The sequence below is a fragment of the Burkholderia torrens genome, from assembly GCF_984668525.1.
Genome location: NZ_OZ480213.1, coordinates 98,271 through 121,628 on the forward strand (window position 1 = coordinate 98,271; position 23,358 = coordinate 121,628).

Annotated in this window: 12 protein-coding genes (1 of these 12 cut by a window edge); 11 read left to right on the forward strand and 1 reads right to left on the reverse strand. The window is 68.1% G+C overall.

Going from position 1 to position 23,358, the window contains the following annotated elements; all coding sequences use genetic code 11:
• The 9 genes from AC5LXX_RS30935 to cysS all read left to right on the forward strand — a co-directional run.
• Positions 1 to 10,690 carry the 3' portion of an SDR family NAD(P)-dependent oxidoreductase gene (locus AC5LXX_RS30935; RefSeq protein ID WP_493413935.1) on the forward strand. The gene continues 10,115 nt to the left of window position 1, outside the view, so 10,690 of the gene's 20,805 nt are visible here — the last part of the coding sequence; its start codon lies beyond the left edge, outside the window; the stop codon is at positions 10,688 to 10,690.
• A gap of 93 nt (positions 10,691 to 10,783) precedes the next feature.
• Positions 10,784 to 11,740 (forward strand): LnmK family bifunctional acyltransferase/decarboxylase, encoded by a 957-nt coding sequence (locus tag AC5LXX_RS30940; protein ID WP_493413936.1) that lies wholly within the window; start codon positions 10,784 to 10,786, stop codon positions 11,738 to 11,740.
• Positions 11,737 to 12,006 (forward strand): acyl carrier protein, encoded by a 270-nt coding sequence (locus AC5LXX_RS30945; protein WP_493413937.1) that lies wholly within the window; start codon positions 11,737 to 11,739, stop codon positions 12,004 to 12,006. The genes AC5LXX_RS30940 and AC5LXX_RS30945 overlap by 4 nt, the downstream gene beginning before the upstream one ends.
• Positions 12,003 to 13,232, forward strand: coding sequence for a hydroxymethylglutaryl-CoA synthase family protein (locus AC5LXX_RS30950; RefSeq protein ID WP_493413938.1), 1,230 nt, complete (start codon positions 12,003 to 12,005; stop codon positions 13,230 to 13,232). Before AC5LXX_RS30945 ends, AC5LXX_RS30950 begins: the two co-directional genes overlap by 4 nt.
• A 33-nt stretch (positions 13,233 to 13,265) precedes the next feature.
• Positions 13,266 to 13,544 (forward strand): phosphopantetheine-binding protein, encoded by a 279-nt coding sequence (locus AC5LXX_RS30955; protein WP_493413939.1) that lies wholly within the window; start codon positions 13,266 to 13,268, stop codon positions 13,542 to 13,544.
• Complete coding sequence (locus tag AC5LXX_RS30960; protein ID WP_493413940.1) at positions 13,541 to 14,803, forward strand: beta-ketoacyl synthase N-terminal-like domain-containing protein; 1,263 nt, start codon at positions 13,541 to 13,543, stop codon at positions 14,801 to 14,803. Before AC5LXX_RS30955 ends, AC5LXX_RS30960 begins: the two co-directional genes overlap by 4 nt.
• Entirely contained in the window at positions 14,800 to 16,059 is a 1,260-nt protein-coding gene (locus tag AC5LXX_RS30965) for a thioesterase domain-containing protein (protein ID WP_493413941.1), read from the forward strand. The genes AC5LXX_RS30960 and AC5LXX_RS30965 overlap by 4 nt, the downstream gene beginning before the upstream one ends.
• Positions 16,060 to 16,101: 42 nt before the next feature.
• Complete coding sequence (gene scpA, locus AC5LXX_RS30970; protein ID WP_493413942.1) at positions 16,102 to 18,306, forward strand: methylmalonyl-CoA mutase; 2,205 nt, start codon at positions 16,102 to 16,104, stop codon at positions 18,304 to 18,306.
• 109 nt (positions 18,307 to 18,415) lie between these two features.
• A complete protein-coding gene (cysS, locus tag AC5LXX_RS30975; RefSeq protein ID WP_493413943.1) occupies positions 18,416 to 19,792 on the forward strand; it encodes a cysteine--tRNA ligase in 1,377 nt (458 codons plus the stop codon).
• A gap of 212 nt (positions 19,793 to 20,004) precedes the next feature.
• Here the strand turns inward: cysS and AC5LXX_RS30980 are convergent, their stop codons facing one another.
• Complete coding sequence (locus AC5LXX_RS30980) at positions 20,005 to 20,838, reverse strand: helix-turn-helix transcriptional regulator (protein WP_493413944.1); 834 nt, start codon at positions 20,836 to 20,838, stop codon at positions 20,005 to 20,007.
• Between the two features lie 241 nt (positions 20,839 to 21,079).
• On the opposite strand from AC5LXX_RS30980, the gene AC5LXX_RS30985 reads away from it, so the two are divergent.
• Together AC5LXX_RS30985 and AC5LXX_RS30990 are read left to right on the forward strand one after the other, a co-directional pair.
• Positions 21,080 to 22,201, forward strand: coding sequence for a polyamine ABC transporter substrate-binding protein (locus tag AC5LXX_RS30985; RefSeq protein WP_493413945.1), 1,122 nt, complete (start codon positions 21,080 to 21,082; stop codon positions 22,199 to 22,201).
• Between the two features lie 11 nt (positions 22,202 to 22,212).
• Complete coding sequence (locus AC5LXX_RS30990) at positions 22,213 to 23,352, forward strand: ABC transporter ATP-binding protein (protein ID WP_493413946.1); 1,140 nt, start codon at positions 22,213 to 22,215, stop codon at positions 23,350 to 23,352.
• The last annotated feature ends 6 nt before the right edge of the window (positions 23,353 to 23,358 follow it).

Sequence of the window (23,358 nt, forward strand, 5' to 3'; positions counted from 1 at the left end):
GGCCGCGTACCTTGTCGAGCACAAGGGCGATGCGCTGGCCGCGGCGTTCGCGCCGGCGGGCGGCGTCCCGGGCGCCGCGATGCCGGACACCGCACGCGTGCCGCGGGCGGCGATGGCGGTCCGAGCGGCGAACACCAGCCGCGCGAGCGCGACCCCGCCGGCCGACGCCGTCGTGCTCGACTATGTTCGCGGCGTGTTTGGCGGCGTGCTCAAGCTCGAGCCCGACGCACTCGACCCGCACGAGACCTTCGAGTCGTACGGCGTCGATTCGCTGCTCGGCACCGATATCCTGCGGGTGCTGAAGGCCGATTTCGCGGACCTGCCGTCGACCTTGCTCTATGAACGGCTCACGATCGCCGAAGTGGCCGGTTACCTGCGTACCGAGCGGGCCGCCGAGGTCGCGCGGCGACTGGCGCCGCGATCGGATGCCGTCGACGACGGCAACCCCGCGGCGGTTCCGGACGCGGACGGCATCGACGGTGGCCGCTTCGCACCCGACGAGCCGGCGCCCGTGACGCCGGCAGTGTCGACGGCGTGGCCCGCACAACGAGCTGGCCGGCGCGACGGCGACATCGCCGTGATCGCGTCGGTCGGACGCTATCCCGGCGCGCCGGACCTCGATGCGTTCTGGGACAACCTGCGTGACGGTCGCCGTTCCATCGATACCGTCCCGGCCGACCGCTGGGATGCCGACGCGTATTTCGATCCGACGCCGCAACCGAATCGCAGCTACGGCAAGTGGGGCGGCTTCATCGACGGCGTCGATCAGTTCGACCCGAAGTTCTTCGGCATCCTGCCTAGCCAGGCGGCGGCGATGGATCCCCAGGAGCGCCTGTTCCTCGAAAGCTGCTGGGACCTGCTCGAACAGGCCGGCCACAACGGCGGCGATACGCGCGAGACGCGTACCGGCGTGTTCGTCGGCATCATGTACGGGTCGTACGGGCAGATCGCGGCGGCGGCGGGCTGGCCGCAAGGCCGGTTTAACCTGGGGCACAGTCCGTATTGGTCGGTGGCCAATCGGGTGTCCTACACGTTCAACTTCAGCGGCCCGAGCATGGCCGTCGATACGGCCTGTTCGTCATCGCTGACGGCGTTCCATCTCGCCTGCGAGGCGATTCGCCGCGGCGAATGCCGCCAGGCCATTGCCGGCGGCGTGAACGTGATCCTGCATCCCGCGCACCATATCGCGCTGAGCGCGATGCAGATGCTCGGCACGGGGCTGGCGTGCCGAACCTTCGACAAGTCCGCGGACGGAATCGTGCCGGGAGAAGGTGTCGGCGCAGTGCTGCTGCGGCCGCTCGAAGATGCGCTCGCGGACGGCGACGAGATTCTCGCGGTCGTGCGAGGCAGCATGATCAATGCGGGCGGCAAGACGGGCGGCTACACCGTGCCGAACGTGAACGCGCAGGCTGACGTGATCACCGAGGCGCTGGCACGCGCGGGCCTGGCGCCGGACGAGATCGACGCGATCGAGGTGCACGGAACCGGCACCCAACTGGGCGATCCGATCGAAATCGCCGCGTTGAACCGGGCCTACGGCGGCACCGGCCGGCCGGCGCCGTTGCTGGTGGGCTCGGTCAAGTCGAACATCGGCCATCTGGAGGGAGCGGCCGGCATTGCCGGGATCGGCAAGGCGATCCTGCAACTGAGAAATCGCGCGGTTGCGCCGTGCGCGGGCCTCGACGATCTCAACGAGAAGATCGATTTCGGTGCCGCCGTGATGCCGGCGCGCACGCTGCAGCCGTTGGCTTCGCCCGGCGACGGCCGGCCATCGGCGTGTGGCGTCAGCTCGTTTGGCGCCGGCGGCGCGAATGCCCATGTGATCCTGCAGCAATGGCTGGAAAACCGCGTGCCCATGCAGACGGCGGGTGAGCAGGCGTTCCTGCTGTCGGCCAACAGCCATGCGCAACTCGCCGCGTATGCGCTACGCGTGGCCGATTGGTTGCAGCGTCATCCCGAGACGTCGCTGAGCCGTCTTTGCTTCACGAGCCAGACGGGCCGTCGTGCGTTGCCGGTGCGCGCGGTCGCCATGGCCGAGTCGCTCGATGCGTTGCAGGCCGCGCTACGCGCCATTGCCGCCCGCGATGCGGCGTCGCTGGTTTCGCCGGAGGCGGGCCAAGGCACCCTGTCGCTCGGCGGCGTTGCGGATGAACTGATCGCACTGCTGATCGCGCGCCGCGGGCTGCGTCAGCTCGGCGAGCTGTGGGTCAATGGCCATGAGATCGCGTGGCGGCGCACCTGGGATGCGGCGCCCGTCCGCTGCGCATTCCCGACCGTGCCGTTCGAGCACAAGCGGATCTGGATGACGCCGCCGCCCGGGGCCGCCGCCGACGCGCGGCCCGCGCCGTCGGCCGCGCGGCTCGCGCGGCTCGCAGCGGCCCATCGCATCGGCGGCCGCGCGCTCGTGCCGGGCGCAGCGTTGCTGGACCTGATGCTCGACCGGCAGGGGCCTGACGCGCCGCGCGCGGTGCGGGCGGTGCGCTGGCTGCGCCAGGCGGTGGTCGAGGGGGGCGGCGTCGATCTGCCGGTCTCCGACGATGCCGACGGCATGCTGGTACGCGGGCAGGACGGCGAGATCGTCGCGCGCGCGCTGGCGGCCGAGCTGCCGTCGAGCGCGTCGGCCCCGCGTGATCTTGCCGCGCTGACGGCGACGCACGGCGACTTCTCGGAAGGCGCGACGCTCTATGAACGGCTGCGTGCAGGCGGCTTCGAATACGGCCCCGAACTGCGCGCGGTAGCGCGCTTCGCCGCCACTGACGACAGTGTCGTCGGCGAACTCGACGCGACGCTGCTCGTGCCCGAGACGGCCTTCGCGGTCGCGGTGGACGCCGCCATGCAGCTCGTTGCGCTGCTGGCGCGCGAACCCGCGGTGCCGGTCTCGATCGACGCGGTCCTGCAATTCGGTGCGCCCGAGCGGGCGCGCGTCATGCTCGTCGAGCGCGCCGCCGACCCCGCGCGTTTCGACCTGACGCTCTGGGATGCGGACGGCCATGCGGTGCTGCGGCTCGAAGGCCTGCGGCTCGCGGCGCTGCCGCAGCCGCAGCCGGGCAACGGCGGTCCGGAATATCTGTGCGCGGTCGAACGCGCGACGCCATGTCCGGCCGCCGCGATGACGGCGGGAACGGTCCTGCTGTCGGGCGGCGATCGCGCCGATCATGCCGTCCTTGGCGATGCGCTGGGCCGGCGCGGCTGGTCCGTATTGCACGACGACGGCGCGCCGCTGTCGGGCCTCGATGCGGTGCTGGTGCTGCTCGACGCGGCCGGCGCCGATCCCGCATCGGCGCTGGCTGCGCAACTGGCCGGCCAGCGGCGTCTGCTCGAACGGCTGAAGGCTGGCCGCGACGGGCGCAAGGTTCGCCTGCTGGTCGTCGGTCGCAGCGGCGATCTGGTCGCGGGCGCGCTGGCGGCCGCCACGCGAACACTGGCGATGGAGTTTCCGTGGCTCGCCTGCAGTCATCTGGCCATTGCGCCGGGCGCGCTGGAGCAGGTCGAGGGCGTGGCCGACGAACTCTGCGCACCGGCGCAAGAGGAAATGGTGCGTCTGGACGGTGATGCGCGTCTCGTGCGGCACCTGCAGCCGATGGCAGGCGACGCGACGGCAGCGGCGGCAGTGCGTCCTGGCGCGGTTTATATCGTGAGCGGCGGCGCGGGCGCACTCGGCCGATTGTTCACCGCGCATCTGGTTTCGCGCGGCCCCGCGACGGCGGTCGTGCTCGGCCGCTCCGAGGCGACCGACGAGCTGAATGCATGGATGGCGAGCCTGAGCGTACGCGGCAGCCGTGTCGAATACGCACGCGTCGATGTCGGTGATGCCGATGCGGTCGCCGATGCCGTCGCCGGGATCGTCGAACGGCACGGGCCGGTGCGCGGGGTGCTGCATGCCGCGGGTGTCGTCGACGACGCGTTGCTGCTGAACAAGACCGATCGCGCGATCGCGCGCGTGCTGCGTCCGAAAGTCCGCGGCGCGCTCGCGCTCGACGCGGCCACGGCGGATGCGCCGCTCGACTTCTTCATGCTCTGTTCGTCGCTCGTCGCGGAGACCGGCAATGTCGGCCAGATCGACTACGCGTCCGCCAATCGCTTCCTGATCGAATTCGGCGCGGCGCGCGAGCGCGAACGCGCGGCGGGGCGCCGGTACGGGGTGACGGTGTCGGTCGCCTGGCCGTTGTGGGAGGCGGGCGGCATGCGCGTCGACGCGGCGACCGAGGCGCTGTTCCGCGAACGATTCGGGATGGCGGCCCTGAGCACTGAAGCCGGTCTGGGCGCCTTCGAATTCGCATTGACCGGCCGCCATCCGAGCTTTGCGCTGGTCCAGCGGTATCGGGCCGGGACCGCGGGCCTCGCCGCGCGGTCCGGTGACGTCGCCGGGCCGGCCGGCGACGCGTCCACGCCGGTGGTGACGCTGCGCGACGAAACGCGCGCGTCGGCGGCTGCTCCGGTTGCCGCGGGCGCGATTGCACCCGCGTCGCTGCGGGCCACGATCCTGGCCACGTTGCAGCAAATCGGCGCGTCCTATCTGTTCGTCGACCCGGCCGAAGTCGATCCCGAAGGCGAACTGCTCGAATTGGGCTTCGATTCGATCTCGCTGACCGACATGGTCAACCGGATCAACGCACAATTCGGGCTGGACCTGCTGCCGACCGTGCTGTTCGAATGCCCGACGCTGGGCGACGTGGCGGATTATCTCGGCCGCGAGCATGGCGCGTGGATCGCGGCGCGGTTTGACGCGGCGCCGTCGATCGAGGCCGTCGCGATGTCCTCGCGCCCGGTGGGCACGGTCGCGGACACGACGGTGCGGGCACCGACGTGCGAGGCCGTGCTTCAGCCGACCGAATCCACCACCGGCCTGTCGCATGACGAGGACGGCGTGGACGGCGCGATCGCCGTGATCGGCATGGCCGGCCGGCTCGCCGGCGCCGCGTCGCTCGACGCGTTCTGGGATGCCCTGGAGCACGGCGTGAGCCTGACCGGTGCGCCGCCGTCCGAGCGCACCGCGTTGCTCGACGATCCGGTCACGCGCCGCGTCGAAGGCGGATTCCTTGCGGACGTCGCGCGCTTCGACGCGGCCCGCTTCGGGATTTCGCCGCGCGAGGCCGCGCTGATGGACCCGCAACAGCGGATCTTTCTCGAGACCGTGTTGCAGGCCGTCGAAGATGCCGGCTACGGCCAGCAGTGGTTGGGCGGCCGTGACATCGGCCTGTTCGTCGGCGCATCGACGAGCGACTACGAGAGCATGCTGACGGACGCGGGTGTCCGGGTCGAACCGCATGTCGCATCCGGCGTCGCGCATTCGATCATCGCAAACCGGGTGTCGCACCTGTTCGACTGGCATGGGCCGAGCGAGGTCGTCGACACCGCGTGTTCGAGCGCGCTCGTCGCGGTTCACCGGGCGATTGGCGCGCTGCGCAACGGCGAATGCGAGATGGCCGTGGCGGGCGGGATCAATGTCACTCTGTCGCCCGGCCTGTTCCATGCCTTCATCGATTCGGGCATGCTGAGCGCCGATTTTGCGTGCAAGACGTTCGACCGGAAAGCCAACGGCTATGTCCGAGGCGAAGGCGTCGGCGCTGTCGTGCTCAAGCCGCTGCGGCGCGCGCTGGCCGAGCGTGACAACGTGCTCGCGATCGTGCGCGGCAGCGCCGTCAACCACGGCGGCAAATCGAATTCGCTGACCGCGCCGAATCCGGCCGCGCAGGCCCAGGTCATCCGGCGCGCTATTGCCGATGCCGGGGTCGATCCGCGCCGGATCAGCTTCGTCGAAACGCATGGGACCGGCACGCCGCTCGGCGATCCGGTCGAAATCGAAGGCCTAAAGCAGGGCTTTGCGCTCGCCTGTGACGATGCCGGCGTCACCGTCCCGGCATCGCCGTGGGTTGCGCTCGGCGCGGTCAAGACGACGGTCGGCCATCTCGAGGCGGCGGCGGGGATCGCGGGCTTCCTGCGCACTGTGCTCAGCATGCGGCACGGGCGTCTGGCCGCCAATCGCCATTTCAGCGAACTCAATCCCTATATCCGCCTCGACGGCTCGCCCTTCATGCTGCTCGATCATGGGCGGCCCTGGACAGCGGCCGATGGCGCGACGCTGCTGGCGGGCGTCAGCGCGTTCGGTTTCGGCGGCACCAACAGCCATGTGATTCTCGAGTCCACGCCGGCCATGGTCCGTGAGCCGTCGGCAGCGGTCATGCTGGCATTCCCGTTGTCCGCGCCGGATGCCGGCCGCCTCGCCGCCTATGCCGACGCGCTGGCGAACGCGCTGTCGGCGCGCGACGTCGCGCTCGAGGACGTCGCGTTCACGCTGTGCGACGGGCGCGATACGCTCGCGCTCCGCTGCGTGCTGGTGGCCGATTCGATATCCGAACTGACGGCGCAGCTTCAGATGCTGGCGCGTGGCGACGCCCGCGACGCAACGCGGCTCGACCGGCTTGCCGCGCCGGATCGCGACGCGGCGCTCGAGTGGCTGTCCACCGCCCGCACCGCATGGCCGGAGCACGGCGGCCGGCGCTGCTCGCTGCCGGCAGTGCCGCTCGCGGGCGAGCGGCACTGGTTCGCGGCGCCCGGTATCGCGACGCGCGGCGACGACGTCACCGATGCGGTTGCGGTTGCGCCGGCCACGCCGCCTGCCGATCGGGACGTGGCCGCCGCTGCGGCGTTGCGGTCGCCCGTGAGGGAAAGCGGACCTTCGCCGGTGTCCGCTGTCGCGCCGCGGATGCCGGTGCTGCTGCGTCCGCTGTCGGCCACGCCGGCGCCGGCGCCCGCCATGCCGGCGGCATCGGAAGCCGGTGCGGCACGTCGTGGTACGGCGCATGTACCGGACACCGGCGCGTCCGTTACGGCGGCGGCTTCGGCGCCTTCGATCGTCGATGCGATTCGACGGGACCTGGCCGAGATCCTGCTGATGACGCCGGAGCAGGTCGACCTCGACGCGCGCTTCGACGATCTCGGACTCGATTCGATCTTTCGGATGGATCTGGTGCGCCGCCTGAACGAGCGCTTCGCGACGCAACTGAGCGGTGAGGCGCTCTACAACGTCGAATCGGTTGCGGCACTCGCGCAACTGGTCGAGGCGACGCGTGCGGCCGACGGCGCCACGGCGCAGCCGGGCGTCCTGCCCCACGCGGTCGACAGCGCGCCGACCCGCGACAGCGTGCCCGACCGCGCCATCGATGCATCGTGGGTTCGCGATCACGTCGAGGCGCTGACCGGGCGGCAACTCGGCGATCAAGACGACTTCAGCAACGCCGGCCTGACCTCGTTCGACATGCTGCGCGTGATTGCCGGTCTCGAAACCACGTTCGGCCCGCTGCCGAAAAGCTCGCTGTTCGATTACCCGACGCCTCGAGCGTTGGCATCCTGGCTCGCCGCCACCTTCGGCGACGACGCGGCGCTCAGGCTGGCCGCGTCGCGCCCGGCAAGCGGCGCGACCGCGCGCGTTCCCGTGCGAACCGAGCGGTTGGCCAACGGGGCGGCCGTGATCGCCAAACGCGAGTTGTCCGCGTATCCGGATCTCGCCGCCACGGTCGCCTCGCTCGAAGCGGCATGGGCGAAGGAGGGCGGGTTGCCCGGCCGCGACATCGCGCCGCTGATCTTTCTCGGCAGCGAGGGCAGCGGCTACCTGAACTTTTCCGAGCGCGACGGCCTGCTGCTCGCATGGAGCTCGGTCGTCGACGAACACCGCTATGCCGCGCTCGCGGCCGAATGGGTCGAATGGGCGACGTCGCGCAATCTGCGCCCGAACCTGCTGTCGATGATGCCGCTGCCCGAGCTGGCCGGGGTGCCGTTCTGCGCGACCTCGTTCGGCACCGTGCAGCGCCTGACCGACATCGCGTCGTTTTCCCTGAACGGCAAGGACATGACGCGCCTGCGCAAGAAGATCAATCGCTTCGAGCGATCGGGTGCGGTGTCGGTGGAGGAGTACGTGCTCGGCCGCGAGCCGGCCACGGATCGGCGGATCGTCGAACTGATCGACGAATGGGCCGCGCGCAAGGACATGGTCAATCCGTATGTCGGCACGGTTCGACACGAGATCGGCGCGGGCATACTCGCGAAGCGTCACCGGTTGTTCCTGACCCGGGTGGACGGCCTGATCGTCGCGGCGATCATCGTGACGAAGATTCCGTCCGAAAACGGCTATCTGCTCGATCTGGAGTTCTTCGGCGACGCGATGGGCGACGGCGGGCTCGACTACACGATCGTGGCGATCATCGAGCGCCTCGCCCAGGAAGGCGTGCAGATGTTCAGCTTCGGCGCGACGTTGGGTGTCGTCGTCGCCGATTCGCCGAATCCGAATCCCCACGTCGAGCGCACGCTCGGGGAATTGCGCGATTCGGGCATCTTCCGCGGCGACGGCAATTTCCAGTTCAAGAACAAATACCGGCCGGACAATTTGCCGGTCTATCTGTGCCAGCCCGCGGCGGCATCGGCAGTCGACGTCTCGTCGGTGCTGCTGCTGATCGTCAACCCGTCGATTCCGCCGCGCGGCGACGCGGCATCGATCGCGCCGCCCGTCGTGCCGGATGACGCGGAGGCCGCCGCGGCAGCCGGCATCGACGCGGCGACGGTGGCCCGCGCGCCCGTGCACGGCGAAAGTCAGCGGCGCGCGCGCCTGCGTGAAGCGGGATGGAATCCGCTGCGCCTGCCGCCTGCTGCCGGCGTCGTCGATCTGGTCACCGATTCATGGGCGGAACGCGACGACTTCGCGTTCGCCGAGCGAGTTCGCGAGCTGACCGATACGGCCAATGCGATCTGCCTCGACCTCGCGGACCAGCGCCTGCTGCCGTTCTCGTACGTGCAGGCGGTGCCGTCGGGACGCGCCGCCGAGATGGCCTTGCTGCGCGCGGCTGAGGGGCCGAGGAAAGGCATCCTGCAAAACCATCTGTTCCAGAGCTGGACCTTCAACCAGCTCGAACTCGGCTGGGTGCCGCATCGGCTGACCACGCTGCCGCGCAGCGCGGATATCGATCTCGCGCATCTCGACCGGATGATCGAGCAGCATCGAGCGACGATCGGCCTCTGCTGCATCGAGTTGGCGCCGAACGCAACCGGTGGCCGGGCAATCTCGCTCGACAACCTGCGCGCCGTGAAGGCACGGCTCGCGGCCGTGTCGATTCCGCTCGTGTTCGACGCGACGCGCGGGCTCGAGAATGCGTGGATGATCAGCGAGGCGAGCGGCCGGCCGTTCTGGGAGGTCGTCGCCGAATTGTTCGGCCTGGCCGACGCGCTGACGCTGTCGATGTCGAAGGATTTCGGCGTCAATGCGGGCGGGCTCGTGGCCAGCAATCACCCTGCGATCACGCGCGCGCTCGAACAGCGCGTGCGCGACCGCGGCCACGACGTGTCGATGGCTAGCCGGCGCCTGCTCGCGAGCGCGCTGGCCGACCGCGACTGGCTCGAACGAGGGGTTGCCGCACGGGTCGCGCATGTTGCGCGCCTTGCCGCCAGCGTCACCGCGGCCGGCATTCCGGTGCGGGCCGCCGGCGCCCATGCGGTGCTGATCGATGCCGCCGCCTGGTGCGCGGGCCATGCCGATCCCGTCGCCTCCGCGCTGGCCTGGCTGTACGACGTGACCGGCGTGCGCGCCGCGCCGCATCTGTCGGCCGGGCTCGACGAAACGGGGCAGTGCATTCGGCTTGCGGTTCCGGTTGCGCTTGACGACGCAGCCCTCGATGCACTGGACGCGGCCTTTGCTGCGTCACGCACCGCTGCAGCCCCGGCAGAGCTGTTGCGCGTGCTCGGCAGCGTCGGTGCCATCGCGCAATACGTGATCCGCGACAGCGTGCCTGACGACGTGGTCGAGGCGCTGGCCGACGCTGCCCCGGGCGCGCCGGCGGCCCGCAACGAGGAGGTCGCGCGTCGCTGGCAGCCGGCCGTCCGACGGCATCTGGTGTCGTACGAGGGGGCGCAGGTCGAGGTGTTCGAGTGCGGTGCCGGTGAACCGGTCGTCCTGCTCCATCCGTTCAATATCGGCGCCGGCTTCTTCGCGCCGCAGTTCGCTGAATTGGCCCGGACGCGCCGCGTGGTGGTCGTCCATGCGCCTGGCGCGGGCGCGACGACGTATGGCACGGACCTCACGTTCGCCGGACTGTCGCGGCTCGTGCTGGCGGCCGTGGTCGGGATCGGGATCACCTCGCGCTTCGTCGTGGCCGGCGCCAGCTTCGGCGGATTGACGGCGCTCGCGGTCGCCCACGCCTTTCCGGAGCGCGTCGGTGGACTCGTGCTGCTCGGCAGCTCGTACAAGGTCGGCAACCGGCGCGGCGAAGTCAATCGTCTCGCGGTGGTCGCGCGCGAGGATTTCGACGCGCTCGACCGCGCCGGCGTGACGCTCGACCGGCCGCGCGGCGAATACGAGCGCCTGCTCGCCGAATGCGAAAGCATGGATCCGAAGATCGGTCTGCGCTATCTCGACGTGTTCGCGGCCCGGCCGAGCCTGCTCGACGCCGCCCGCACGCTCCAGGTGCCGACCTTGCTGATCCATGGCGAACACGACACCGTGATCGCCCGCGCGATCGCGCACGAAATCGACGCGGCGATTCCGGCCGCGCGTTACGTCGAGCTCGACGATGCCGGCCATTTCCCGAGCCTGACCTCGCATGTCCGCGTCAATGCGCTGATCGATGCGTTCGTCGATGCCGTCGCGTCGTCGACGTCGCCCGATACCGATCGGCTCGATCGCCGCGCCTATGCGCTCGACTGACGCCAGCCGGACACCGCTCGCGAAGTCCGGGCCGCCTTTGCGGCGGCCCGGGCCTTATGCACCCCCCACAACCCTTGATCGAGTGTTGTAACGATGACCGTATTGGAAACTTTCGCCGGTTTCGAACCCGACACCCTGGTGCGGATCGATGACCAGTCGCTGTCGCGCTTCGTCACCGTGAAGCCCGCGATGTGCGGCCATAACGCCCGCCTCGCCGGCCAGATCGGTGACTGGACCTGGGAAGCGGTCAGCCACCTGTGCGGCGTGAATGCGTTTCGCGCTACCGACGCGCTGAACATGCCGACCTACCTGTCTTTCTTCTACTACCAGCTGATCGGCGACCAGGCATTTCATCTGCGGGTGCCGACGTTCGGCGACCGGCTGCACGTCGTGTCGCGCTGCTACGGCTTCGGCCCGGAATCGATCCTGACCGTCCACCGGCTCGCGCCGGCCTCGCGCGAGTTGCCGGCCACGGTATCGGCGCACGAGATGCTGCACGCGCGGCTGCCCGGCTGCCTGTACGCGCAAACCTTCAATCGCTGGATCCAGCGTCGCGGCCAGGGCAACCGCGAACTGCAGTCGGCGGCGCCGTCGGGGTTCCGCTACCAGCATCTCGACCGGCTGCCGCCCGAGCTGTCGCCCCGCACCGCCTACGACGCCGCGCGCCGCGGCGGCAGCTTCGCGCCCGACGACGGCACGCTGTTGCTGCGCGACGACCTGCGGCTGGCCTACGAGGTCGACATGGGGCGCGACCTGAACGGCGTCGGCCTGCTCTATTTCGCGAGCTATTTCGAGATCGCCGACAGCGCGCTTGCGAAAGCATGGCGCCAGCTCGGCCGTGACGACGCGTCGTTTCTCGACCGGGTCGTGCACGCCCAGCGCGTGTTGTTTCTTGCCAATGCGGATGCTTGCGCGAGCCTGGCGATCCGGATACGGCGTTTCGAGGTTCCGGCGCAGCCGGGCCGGGAAGTCTTCGATATCGGCATCAGCGAGCGCGACAGTGGACGCGTGCTGGCGATCATCGAACTCAGTTGCGAGGAAAAGGCATGACCGTACCATCCGACACCGTGCTGCGGGATACCCGCGAGCAGGTCCATAGCGTGCTGCTGGACATCATGCCGGCGCTGAATGCAGCGGACATCGACGAGCGCCGGCATCTCAAGGAGCTGGGCGCCGATTCGGTGGACCGCGTCGAGATCATCATGTCGCTGCGCGAACGTTTCGGGCTTGACGTGGCGATGTCGCGTTTCAGCGACGTGCCGGACCTGCACACGCTGATCGTGCTGTTGGCCATGCTGCGGGAGGGAGCGGCATGAGCGAAGTCGGCATCGAAAAACTCAACGTTTATGCCGGCGTCGCAGCGATCGACGTGGCCGAGCTGTTCCGCGGGCGTGGTCTCGATCCGGAGCGGATCGGCAACATCCAGCAGGAGCGGCGTTCGCTCGGCCTCGGCTTCGAGGATCCGGTCACCAGCGCGGTCAATGCGGCGAAGCCGATCATCGAGCAGCTCGGCGAAGCCGCCGACCGGATCGAGATGCTGATCGTGTCGAGCGAATCGGGCGTGGATTACAGCAAGTCGCTGGCGTCATACGTGCACCGCTATCTCGGGCTCGGGCCGCACTGCCGCTTTCTCGAGGTCAAGCAGGCCTGCTACGGCGCGACGGCCGCGCTGCAGATGGCGCTCGGCTACCTCGGCTCCGGCGTCTCGCCCGGCGGCAAGGCGCTCGTCATCGCGACCGATATCTCGCTCGTCGATGCGCGGGCCGGGTATGCGGAGCCGTCGACCGGCTTCGGCGCGGTGGCGATGCTGCTCGGCCAGGCACCCGAGGTCCTGACGATCGATCGCGGCGCGTTCGGCCTCTACAGCTACGAGACGATGGATTCCGCGCGGCCGCTGCCGACCCAGGACATCGCCGACGTCGACAAGTCGCTGTTCGCTTATCTCGACTGTCTCGGCAACAGCTTCAAGGACTATCAGTCGCGCGTGCCCGAGGCCGATTTCGTGACGACCTTCGGACAGCTGTGCATGCACACGCCGTTCGCCGGCATCGTGCAGGCGGCGCACCGGAAGATGATGCGCGACGTCGCGAGGCTGTCCGATCCCGCCGTGCTGCGCGACGATTTCGCACGCCGTCTGCAGCCGTCACTGGTCTACCCGCGCCAGGTGGGGAACATGTGCTCGGGGTCGCTCTACCTCGCGCTGGCCAGTCTGATCGAGAACCGCGACGGTGACGCGCCCGTTCGCGTCGGGCTCTATGCGTACGGCTCGGGATGCTCTTCGGAATTCCTGAGCGGGGTCGTCGATGCCCGTTCGCGCGCCGCGCTCGCGCCGTTCGCGATTGCCGATGCGCTGGCGGCACGCACGCCCGTGTCGTTCGAACAGTACGAGGCGCTGCTGCGGACCACGCTTGGTGCGATCGCGCCCGTCAGTTCGCGCACCGTACGCATCGAGGACGACATCCCGCTGCTGCCGGCCAGACGGCCGCGGCTGCTCGCGCTCGCGCGGATCGCAGATTACGAACGCCACTACGAGTGGATCTAGCCGCTTCGACGGACAACGAGAGAGGACGACAACATGACACACGCCATCCCGTCAGGACAGGATCTGGAAAGCACGGTATTGCAGGTGATTGCCGGCAATATTGCCGATTTCATGCCCGGCATCGACCCCGCGCAGGTGTCGATCACCGGGAAACTGGCTGATTACGGCTGCAACAGCATCGACCGCATGGATATCGTCTGGAAGACACTCGATGATCTTCAGCTCGATATTCCCGTCACGGAATTCAGTGCGGTTCACGACCTGAGCGGCCTCGTCGCGCTGCTGTGCGGCTTCATCGGACGTCGCAATTGATCGCGCCTGCCCTCGCCGTGACGGGCCTCGGCGCGGTCAGCGCATGCGGCCTCGGGACAGCCGCGTTGCTCGACGCCATGCACGCCGGCCGCGTCGGCATCGAGCCCGGTGCCGCCCATGGCCTGCCGGCGAGCGCGCTCGCGCCGCTGCCCGATTGCGACATCGCCCGCGATGCCGGCGCGCTCGGCATCGACGCCACGCTGGCGGCCAGACTGCAGCGAAACGCGCATCGGGCCGGCCAGGCACGCCGCGCCACGTTGCTGGCCGCCGCGCAGGCGTGGTGCCAGTCGGGCTCGCTCGCCGCCGCCGATCGTGTCGCGCTGATCGTAAGCGGGTCGAATCTTGACCAGCAAGGGGTCGCGGAGTCGATGGCGCGCGCGATGGAAGGGCGCACCGTGCGGCCCGGCTACGCGAGCGATTTCATGGACTCCGATCATGTCGGAGCGATCAGCGAGGCGCTCGATATCCGGGGCGAGGGCTATGCGATCGGCGGTGCGTCGGCGAGCGGCGGCATCGCGCTCGCGCATGCGCGGCGCGCGCTGCTCAGTGGCGAGGTCGATGCCGTGCTCGTGGCCGGCGTGCCGATGATGCTGTCGGGTACCGAGTTGCAGGCGCTGGCGGCCGCCGGCGCGATGTACCGTGGCCCGGCGCCGCGGGCCGGCGAATGCGTCTGCCGGCCGTTCGACCGCGCGGCGTCCGGCTTCGTCTATGGCCAGGCCAGCGCGGCGATGGTGCTCGAGCCCGAGGAGGCGGTGCGCGCGCGCGGTGGCCGCACGCTTGCCCGCCTCGCCGCCGCGACGATGGGGCTCGACGCGAACCGCTCGACGAATCCGAGCGTGCAGGGCGAGGCAGGCGCGATGCGGCGCGCGCTGTCGCAGGCGGGCCTCGATGCCGCCGCTATCGACCTCGTCAGCGCACATGGAACCGCGTCGGTGCTCGGCGACCGGATCGAGGCGACGGCGCTCGCGGAGGTGTTCGCCGAGACCGGTTCCCGGCCGGCGATCAACATGCCGAAGGCGCTGTTCGGTCATTGCCTGGCCAGTGCCGGCTTGCTGGAAGCGGTGGCGCTGGTCCTGCAGATGCGCGCCGGGTTCGCGCACGGCAATCCGGCGCTCGACACGCCCGTCGACGATCGCCTCGACTGGGTCGGTGCGGATGCGCGCGAATGCCGGGCGGTTGCCGCGATGTCCAACAGCTTCGGCTTCGGCGGCATCAATTCATCCCAGATCTTTACTCTTCCCCAGGAATCCTACCCATGACCCCAAGCTGGATCGGCGGGCGTTCGCTCAACTCCGACACCGCCACGACACGGCTGATCTGTTTTTCCCATGCGGGCGGCGGGACGGCGCTCTATGCGCCCTGGCGCACCGCATTCGGGCCCGAGGTCGAAGTGTGCCCGGTGCTGCTGCCCGGGCGCGAGGCCCGGATGCGGGAGCGTGCCTATCGCCGAATGGAGGACCTGATCGATCCGCTCGTCGATGCGCTGTTGCCGTATCTGGACCGGCCGTTCTCGCTGTTCGGACACAGCATGGGCTCGATCGTGGCGTTCGAGGTGGCGCGCCGCGTGGCGGGGCTCGGTCGGGTGCCGCGCTCGCTGCTCGTCTCGGGACGCCGGGCGCCTCACCTGCGCAGTCCGCGGCCGCCCGTTCACTGCCTCGACGACGCGGCTTTCGCCGACGCGATCGCCGAACTCGGCGGCACGCCCGAGGAAGTGTTGCGTGACCGCGGGATCTTCCAGACGTTTGCGCCAAGCCTGCGCGCCGATTTCGAATTGAACGAGCGCTATACGCCCCTGATCGGACCGCCTCTCGCTTGCGAGATCGTCGCGTTTTCCGGAGACCGTGATCCGCAGGTCACCGAGTCCGAATTGCTGGCCTGGCGGGAAGTGACGAGCGGCCCGTTTTCGCACCACCTGCTCGACGGCAACCACTTCTATCTGCAGGCGGCGCCCGCGCCGCTGCTCGCGCTTGTCGGTGCGCATCTGCGCGGGATGGCGACCGCCCAGGCGAGCCGTCCGGCGCCGTGCGAGACGTCGCGGCCGTTCACGGTCCTGGGCGTGCATCACGTTGCGATCGGGGGGCCTGACAAGGCGCGCCTGACGAATCTGTGGGTGAACCTGCTGGGGCTGCCGGTGGCGGAGCGCTTTCGCAGCGATGCCGACAACGTGGACGAGGACATCCTGATCGCGGGTGCGGGCGCCGGTGCCGTCGAGATAGACCTGATGCAGCCGCTCGACCCGGCGCGCAAACCCGACGTGACCCGTCCCGCGCTCAACCATATCGGCCTCGCCGTCAGCGACCTCGATGCGGCCGTCGCGTGGCTGGCCGCGCAAGGCGTGCGATTTGCCGATGGCGGGATCCGGCGCGGCGCGGGCGGTGCGCGCGTCGCCTTCATTCATCCGGCAGCCAGCGCGCAGTTTCCGCTGGGCGGTGAAGGCGTCCTGATCGAGCTCGTGGAGGCCGTGTCGGCTGTCGGGCACGACGCCCGTGACCAACGCGTCCGGCAGCCCGCGTGAGCGGCGCCGTCGCGTCACCCGAAGTCCCCTGGAGGAACAACCATGCCTGACAATCGAGACCCGGGCGCGCTGGCAGCAGCGCCGAATCTCGCCGCGCTGCAACGCGAGATGGAGCAGATCCGGCTGAAGCCGTTGTATACCGCAGCGGACACGGCGGGGCTGCCGTTTCAAGACACCTTGCCGGGCGCGCCGCCGTATCTGCGCGGCCCGTACGAGACGATGTACACGACGCGTCCGTGGACGATCCGCCAATACGCGGGCTTTTCAACCGCGCAGGAGTCGAACGCGTTCTATCGCAACGCGCTGCGGGAGGGCGTCGACGGAATCTCGGTCGCTTTCGACCTGCCGACCCATCGCGGCTACGACTCGGACAACGCCCGCGTCGCCGCCGATGTCGGGATGGCGGGCGTTGCGATCGATTCCGTGGAGGACATGAAGGTTTTGTTCGACGGCATACCGCTCGACAGGATTTCGGTTTCGATGACGATGAACGGCGCCGTGCTGCCGATCATGGCCTGCTTCATCGTCGCGGCCGAGGAGCAGGGTGTCGCGGAATCCGCGCTGACCGGAACGATTCAGAACGACATCCTGAAAGAGTTCATGGTGCGCAACACCTATATTTACCCCGTGCGCCCGTCGATGCGGATCGCCACCGACGTGATCGAATACTGCGCGACCCGCATCAAGAAGTTCAATTCGATTTCGATCTCCGGCTACCACATGCACGAGGCGGGGGCGTCGCCGACAGTCGAGCTGGCGTTTACGCTCGCCAATGCGCGCGAGTACGTGAGGGGCGTGCTGTCGCGCGGTCTCGCCATCGACGAGTTCGCGAGCAGGCTCAGCTTTTTCTTCGCGGTCGGCATGAACTTCTACCTCGAGATCGCGAAGTTGCGCGCCGCCCGCCAGCTCTGGTGGCAACTCGTCGGCGAGTTCAATCCGGCCAGCGAACGCTCCCGCATGCTGCGTACGCATTGCCAGACCTCGGGGTGGTCGCTGACGCGGCAGGAGCCCTACAACAACGTGGTGCGCACCACGATCGAGGCAATGGCGGCCGTGTTCGGCGGCACCCAGTCGCTGCACACCAACTCGCTCGACGAGGCGATCGCGCTGCCGAGCGAGTTTTCGGCGCGCCTCGCGCGCAACACGCAACTGATCATTCGCGAGGAAACGCAGATCCCGAGCGTGGTCGATCCATGGGCCGGATCGTACATGATGGAATCGCTGACCCAGGATATCGTCACCCAGGTGACGCAGGTCATGGACGAGATCGAACAGCTCGGCGGCGTGATCGGCGCGATCGAATCGGGCTGGGCCAAGCGCAAGATTGCCCACGATGCGTCGCGCAAGCAGGCGCGGATCGACGCGAACGTGGATGTGATCGTCGGTGTCAACAAATACCGGTCCGACACCCCGGACTGCGAGACCGAGGTGCGCAGGATCGACAACAGCGCGGTGCGCGGCGAACAGGTCGAACGCTTGCGGCGCCTGAAGGCGACGCGCAGCCAGCGCGATGTCGATGCCGCGCTGGCCGCGTTGCGCGACGCGGCCGCACGCGGACAGGCAGACCGAGGCCGGCGCAACCTGCTCGATGCGGCGATCCAGGCGGCTCGCGTTCGCGCGACGGTCGGTGAAATCTCCGCCGCGATCGAGGCCGTGTGGGGCCGGTATTCGGTTCGGACGGAGGTGCTTGCGGGCGTCTACGAACGTGAGTTCGCGAACGATGCCGGATGGCAACGGCTCGTCGCGGAGATCGCACAGTTCTCGGCCACGCACGGTGGTCCGCCGCGCGTTCTGATGGCCAAGCTCGGCCAGGACGGACATGACCGTGGGATCGGCGTGGTGTCGGGCGCCCTTAAGGATCTGGGCTTTTCCGTCGTGACGGGAACACTGTTCCAGACCGCCGAGGAAGTGGTCCGGATCGCGTCCAGCGAGCAGGTTCACGCGATCGGCGTCTCATCGCTGACGGCAGGGCACGGGGTCTCGATTCCAGCCCTGATGGACGGCATGGACCGGCATCTGCCGTACCGGCTGCCCGTCTTTCTCGGCGGTGTGATTCCCGACTCGGACCACCCGGAACTCCGTCGTCTCGGCGTCGCGGACATCTTCGGCCCGGGAACGCCGATCGTCGATTTCGCTTCGATCATGCTGCGCCGGATCGAAGCCGAACTCGGCGCGCGCATGGCCCCGGACCCGCGCGCGGCCGGCCGGCCCGATTCGCTGCCCGTTACCGACACGATGTCCGGCTGATCCACGGTGGCCTGCCGGTTGCGGCGCCGGCGCCCGATCGATTCGTCATGACATCGGGCGTGGATCGTCGGGCCAGCCGAGGCCCTCCTTATCCCTTTACCACGATACGATGGAAATTCTTCTCTACGACACCTGGGAGCGCTCGCTGCGTCCGTTCAGTCCGATTCATGCGGACTGGGTCGGGTTGTATTGCTGTGGCCCGACCGTCTACGACCATGCCCATATCGGCAATCTGAGAACCTATCTCTTCGAGGATCTGCTGCGCCGGACCCTCGAATTCAACGGCTATACGGTTCGCCATGTCGTCAATATCACCGACGTCGGCCATCTGCTGTCCGACCAGGACGACGGCGAGGACAAGGTCGAGCGTCAGAGCCGGCGCAGCCGCGTGTCGGCCTGGGCCCTCGCTGAACGCTACACCGAGGCGTTCATCACTGATCTCGGTCTGCTCAATATCCAGCTGCCCACGATCTGGTGCAAGGCGACCGACCATATCAAAGAGCAGATCGCACTGATCGAAGCGCTCGACGAGCGCGGGTTTACCTACCGCACGCGGGATGGCGTCTATTTCGACACGTCGCGGCAGGAGGGTTACGGCTATCTCGCCAGACTCGACAAGGCAGGACTCGACGCCGGCGTGCGAGTCTCGATGGGCGAAAAGCGCAGCGCCACCGACTTCGCGCTCTGGAAGTTCAGCCGCGCGGACGAGCAGCGCCAGATGGAATGGGCCAGCCCATGGGGAACCGGGTTTCCCGGATGGCACAGCGAATGTTCGGCGATGTCGTGCAAGTACCTCGGACCATGGTTCGATATCCACTGCGGCGGCGAGGATCACGTTCCCGTCCACCATACGAACGAGATCGCGCAGAACGAGGCCCGTCACGGCACACGGCTCGCGAATTTCTGGTTGCACGGTCATTTCCTGCAGGTCGACAAGACGAAGATGTCGAAATCGAGCGGCGATTTCCTGCGATTGCGATCGCTGATCGACGAGGGCGTCGATCCGCTCGCTTTTCGCTATCTATGCCTGGGCGCGCATTATCGCGGCCACCTGAATTTTTCATGGAGCGCGTTGCAGGGTGCAAGCGCGGCGCTGAACCGGCTCCGTCAAAAGTACGTCGAGCTTCCGGCCGGTGGCGACGTCGATCCCGATTTCATCCGGCGATTCCGGGCAGAGGTGAATCGCGATCTGAGTACGGCAAACGGACTGGCAATGGTGTGGGACTTGTTGAAAGGCACGCTGCCCGATGCGCGCAAGAAGGCCACCCTCGCCGCAGTCGACGCCGTACTGGGCCTGGGCCTCGCGCAATGGAGTCCGGACGACGACAAGGCGCTTGCGGAGCCGATTCGCAAACTGCTGCGTGAACGGACAGCAAGTCGAGCCAGTAGGGACTGGGGACGATCAGACGCCTTGCGGGCGGAAATCGAGGCGCTGGGTTACGCGGTCGAGGATTGTGGGACGGACACTCGGATTCGGCGCCGGTAGACCTCCTCCGGGGCGCAGTCAAAGTCTCCGCCGGTACAGCACGGCCCGGTTACCCGATTCCGCGACTTGCCTGGATATGATGGTTCTTATCCTTTGGAATCCTTGATTTTGCCTATTTAAAATTGCCGTCCGGCCGTGCCTTCGCGACTACGTGCATCAATTCAGATCGTCGACGAGCGTCTCGTTGATGTAAGCGTCTCAGGTCACGGGGCCTACGCGTCGTGCCGTCGCGACGCATTCCTCAGCACGAGCGTCATCAGTTGCCGCCGCGATTCGACGCCGAGCTTCGCGAATGCACGTTTCGCGTACGTATCGACGGTGGACGTCTTGAGCCCCATCGCCTGCGCGATCGCGGCTGACGTCATGCCCTGGATGAACGATGCGCACACATGCATCTCGCGCGCGGTCAGCCGCCCCTGCCATTCGGGCAGCCATTGCGCGACGAGGTCGAGATCGAGCTCGTCGCGCGGCGTGTCGTCGGCGGAGATCGCGCCGAGCAGGCGCTTGTGCGCGGACGCCAGCGGCAGCACGACCTGCGACAGCTGCTTCAGCAGGCTCAGCTCCTTCAGCGAGAACGGCGGCAGCCGCCGCGAGCGCGCGATCGAGATCGAGTAGCGCGTGCCGCCCGTCACGCCCGCGATCACGCATTCGTCGTGAATGTCGCCCGCGTCGAAGAACAGGTGCCGGAGTTCGCTCGCGACGCGCTGCGCGGACACCTGCAGCAGTTGCACGTCGCTTTCGGTTTCGATCGCCGCATACGTCGAATCGTCGCTCGCGTAGCTGCGGTAGTAATGCCGCATCACCTGCGCGACCAGCTCGGGCTCGCGGCCGAAGCTGCCGATCCAGCCGACGTTGCGCCGGCCCGCCGATGCGCCGCGTTCGTAGTCGAGATGCACGGCGTCGAAGTCGACGTAGCGCACGAGCGTGTCGTAGACGGCGCGCATGAACTGCGGCGTCCCGACCGCTTGCGCGATATCGCCCAGCGTTTCGGTGACGAAAGCGACGTGGCTCAGCGGGAGATCTGGGGCGGGAAGCGCAGCGCTCATGGCGTCGGGTGTCGAAGATTTCAGGTGGCGCTACAGGTATCACGAATAATTTCGACTGCCTACGCGGGAATCTACCCAAGCGGCCCGAAACGACGTCGCCGTTTGTCCCGGTTTGCAGGACTGACGGTGCGGGCCGCGATCTCTACATTGCCCCTTGTGCTGAACACCGCTCGACGGCGTTGACGCGAGTCCGGACCCGGACCGGGCGCAACGGCCGATCCCCATCACAAGGAGAATCCCCATGCGTATCCGTATCCGTCGTCATCCGGCCCTGCGCGCCACGCTCGTCGCGTCGGCGGTACTGGCCCTCGCGGCCAGCCTGTCGGCCCATGCGGGCGACACCAACCTGAACGTGTACAACTGGTCGGAGTACGTCGCGAAGGACACGGTGCCCACGTTCGAGAAGCAGTCGGGCATCAAGGTGCGCTACGACAGCTACGACAGCGACGATACGCTGCAGACGAAGCTGCTCGCGGGCAGCTCGGGCTACGACATCGTCGTGCCGACGTCCAACTATCTCGCGCAGCAGATCCAGGCCGGCGTGTACCAGAAGCTCGACAAGTCGAAGCTGCCGAACCTCGCGAACCTGGATCCGGTGCTGATGAAAATGATCGCGAAGGTCGATCCGGGCAACCAGTACGGCGTGCCGTGGGCTTGGGGCACGACCGGCATCGGCTACAACGTCGAGGCCGTGCGCAAGCGGCTCGGCGACAGCGCGCCGATCGACAGCTGGGCGCTGCTGTTCGACCCGGCGAACGCGGCGAAACTGAAAGGCTGCGGCATCTCGCTGCTCGACGCGCCGGACGCCGCGTTCGCCGCGACGTTGCAGTACATGGGCAAGGATCCGAACAGCAAGAACCCGGCCGACTACCAGGCCGCCTACGACGTGCTGAAGAAGGTCCGCCCGTATGTGACGCAGTTCAGCTCGGCCGGCTATTCCGACGATCTCGCGAACAACGACGTGTGCGTCGTGCTCGGCTGGTCGGGCGACGTGAGCATCGCGCGGCGGCGCACGCTGGACGCGAAGCGCTCGTACGAGATCCGCTACGTGAATCCGAAGGAAGGCGGCCTGCTGTGGTTCGACGTGATGGCGATTCCGAAGGATGCGCCGCATCCGGAGGCCGCGCTGAAGTGGATCAACTACATCGAGGATCCGAAGACCAACGCGGCGATCACGAACGAGATCTTCTATCCGAGCGCGAACAAGGCCGCGCGCGCGTTCGTGACACCGGCGATCGTGCAGGATCCGAGCGTCTACCTGTCCGACGCGACGATCGCGAAGACGGCCCTCGCGATGCCCAGAAGCGCCGAGATCGCGCGGATGCAGAACCGTCTCTGGCTGCAACTGAAGTCGGGCGGTTGAGGGAGACGACGATGATCCAGCCACTCCCCGCAGTGCCGGCCGCGGCCGGCGCACGCTTCGGCACGGACGCGTTCGTCCGCATCGAGAACGTCGTGAAGAAGTTCGGCGACAGCACGGCCGTCGACAACGTGAACCTGACGATCGCGAAGAACGAACTGTTCGCACTGCTCGGCAGCTCCGGCTGCGGCAAGTCGACGCTGCTGCGCATGCTCGCCGGGCTCGAAACCGCGACCTCCGGCAGGATCTTCGTCGACGGCGAGGACCTCGCGTCGCTGCCGCCGTACCGCCGCCCCGTGAACATGATGTTCCAGTCGTACGCGCTGTTTCCGCACATGACGGTCGAATCGAACGTCGCGTTCGGCCTGAAGCAGGAAGGCACGCCGAAGCACGAGATCAAGGAGCGCGTGGCCGATGCGCTCGCGCTCGTGCAGATGAGCAAGTACGCGCAGCGCAAGCCGCACCAGCTCTCCGGCGGCCAGCAGCAGCGCGTCGCGCTGGCGCGCTCGCTGGTCAAGCGCCCGAAGCTGCTGCTGCTCGACGAGCCGATGTCCGCGCTCGACAAGAAGATCCGCCAGAAGACCCAGCTCGAGCTCGTGAACATCATCGAGAAGGTCGACGTGACCTGCGTGATGGTCACGCACGACCAGGAAGAGGCGATGACGATGGCCAGCCGCCTCGCGGTGATGAGCGAAGGCAAGATCGTGCAGATCGGCGCGCCCGGCGAGGTATACGAGTTTCCGAACAGCCGCTTCTCCGCCGAATTCATCGGCTCGACCAACCTGTTCGAAGGCCGCGTGGTCGAGGATGAACCCGATCACATCTTCGTCGAGAGCGACGACCTCGAGGCGCGCATGGTCGTGAGCCACGGCGTCACGGGCCCGCTCGGGATGCCGGTCGGCATCTCGGTGCGCCCGGAGCGCATCCACGTGTCGCGCGAGAAACCGGGTTCTAAGCACAACTGGGCGCGCGGCGTCGTGACCGACATCGCGTACATGGGCAGCTACTCGCTGTACCACGTGCGCTTGCCGAGCGGCAAGACGGTCGTGTCGAACCTGTCGAGCTCGCACCTGATGAACGACAACGCACCGGCGTGGAACGACGACGTGTTCGTGTCGTGGTCGCCGGCCAGCGGCGTCGTGCTGACGCAGTGAGGGCGC

Excerpts from the sequence above, each read along its gene's own strand:
- AC5LXX_RS30945 (WP_493413937.1), top strand. The coding sequence starts at position 11,737 with ATGACCGTACCATCCGACACCGTGCTGCGGGATACCCGCGAGCAGGTC.
- AC5LXX_RS30990 (WP_493413946.1), top strand. The coding sequence starts at position 22,213 with ATGATCCAGCCACTCCCCGCAGTGCCGGCCGCGGCCGGCGCACGCTTC.
- cysS (WP_493413943.1), top strand. The coding sequence starts at position 18,416 with ATGGAAATTCTTCTCTACGACACCTGGGAGCGCTCGCTGCGTCCGTTC.
- scpA (WP_493413942.1), top strand. The coding sequence starts at position 16,102 with ATGCCTGACAATCGAGACCCGGGCGCGCTGGCAGCAGCGCCGAATCTC.
- AC5LXX_RS30955 (WP_493413939.1), top strand. The coding sequence starts at position 13,266 with ATGACACACGCCATCCCGTCAGGACAGGATCTGGAAAGCACGGTATTG.
- AC5LXX_RS30950 (WP_493413938.1), top strand. The coding sequence starts at position 12,003 with ATGAGCGAAGTCGGCATCGAAAAACTCAACGTTTATGCCGGCGTCGCA.
- AC5LXX_RS30940 (WP_493413936.1), top strand. The coding sequence starts at position 10,784 with ATGACCGTATTGGAAACTTTCGCCGGTTTCGAACCCGACACCCTGGTG.
- AC5LXX_RS30965 (WP_493413941.1), top strand. The coding sequence starts at position 14,800 with ATGACCCCAAGCTGGATCGGCGGGCGTTCGCTCAACTCCGACACCGCC.
- AC5LXX_RS30980 (WP_493413944.1), bottom strand. The coding sequence starts at position 20,838 with ATGAGCGCTGCGCTTCCCGCCCCAGATCTCCCGCTGAGCCACGTCGCT.
- AC5LXX_RS30985 (WP_493413945.1), top strand. The coding sequence starts at position 21,080 with ATGCGTATCCGTATCCGTCGTCATCCGGCCCTGCGCGCCACGCTCGTC.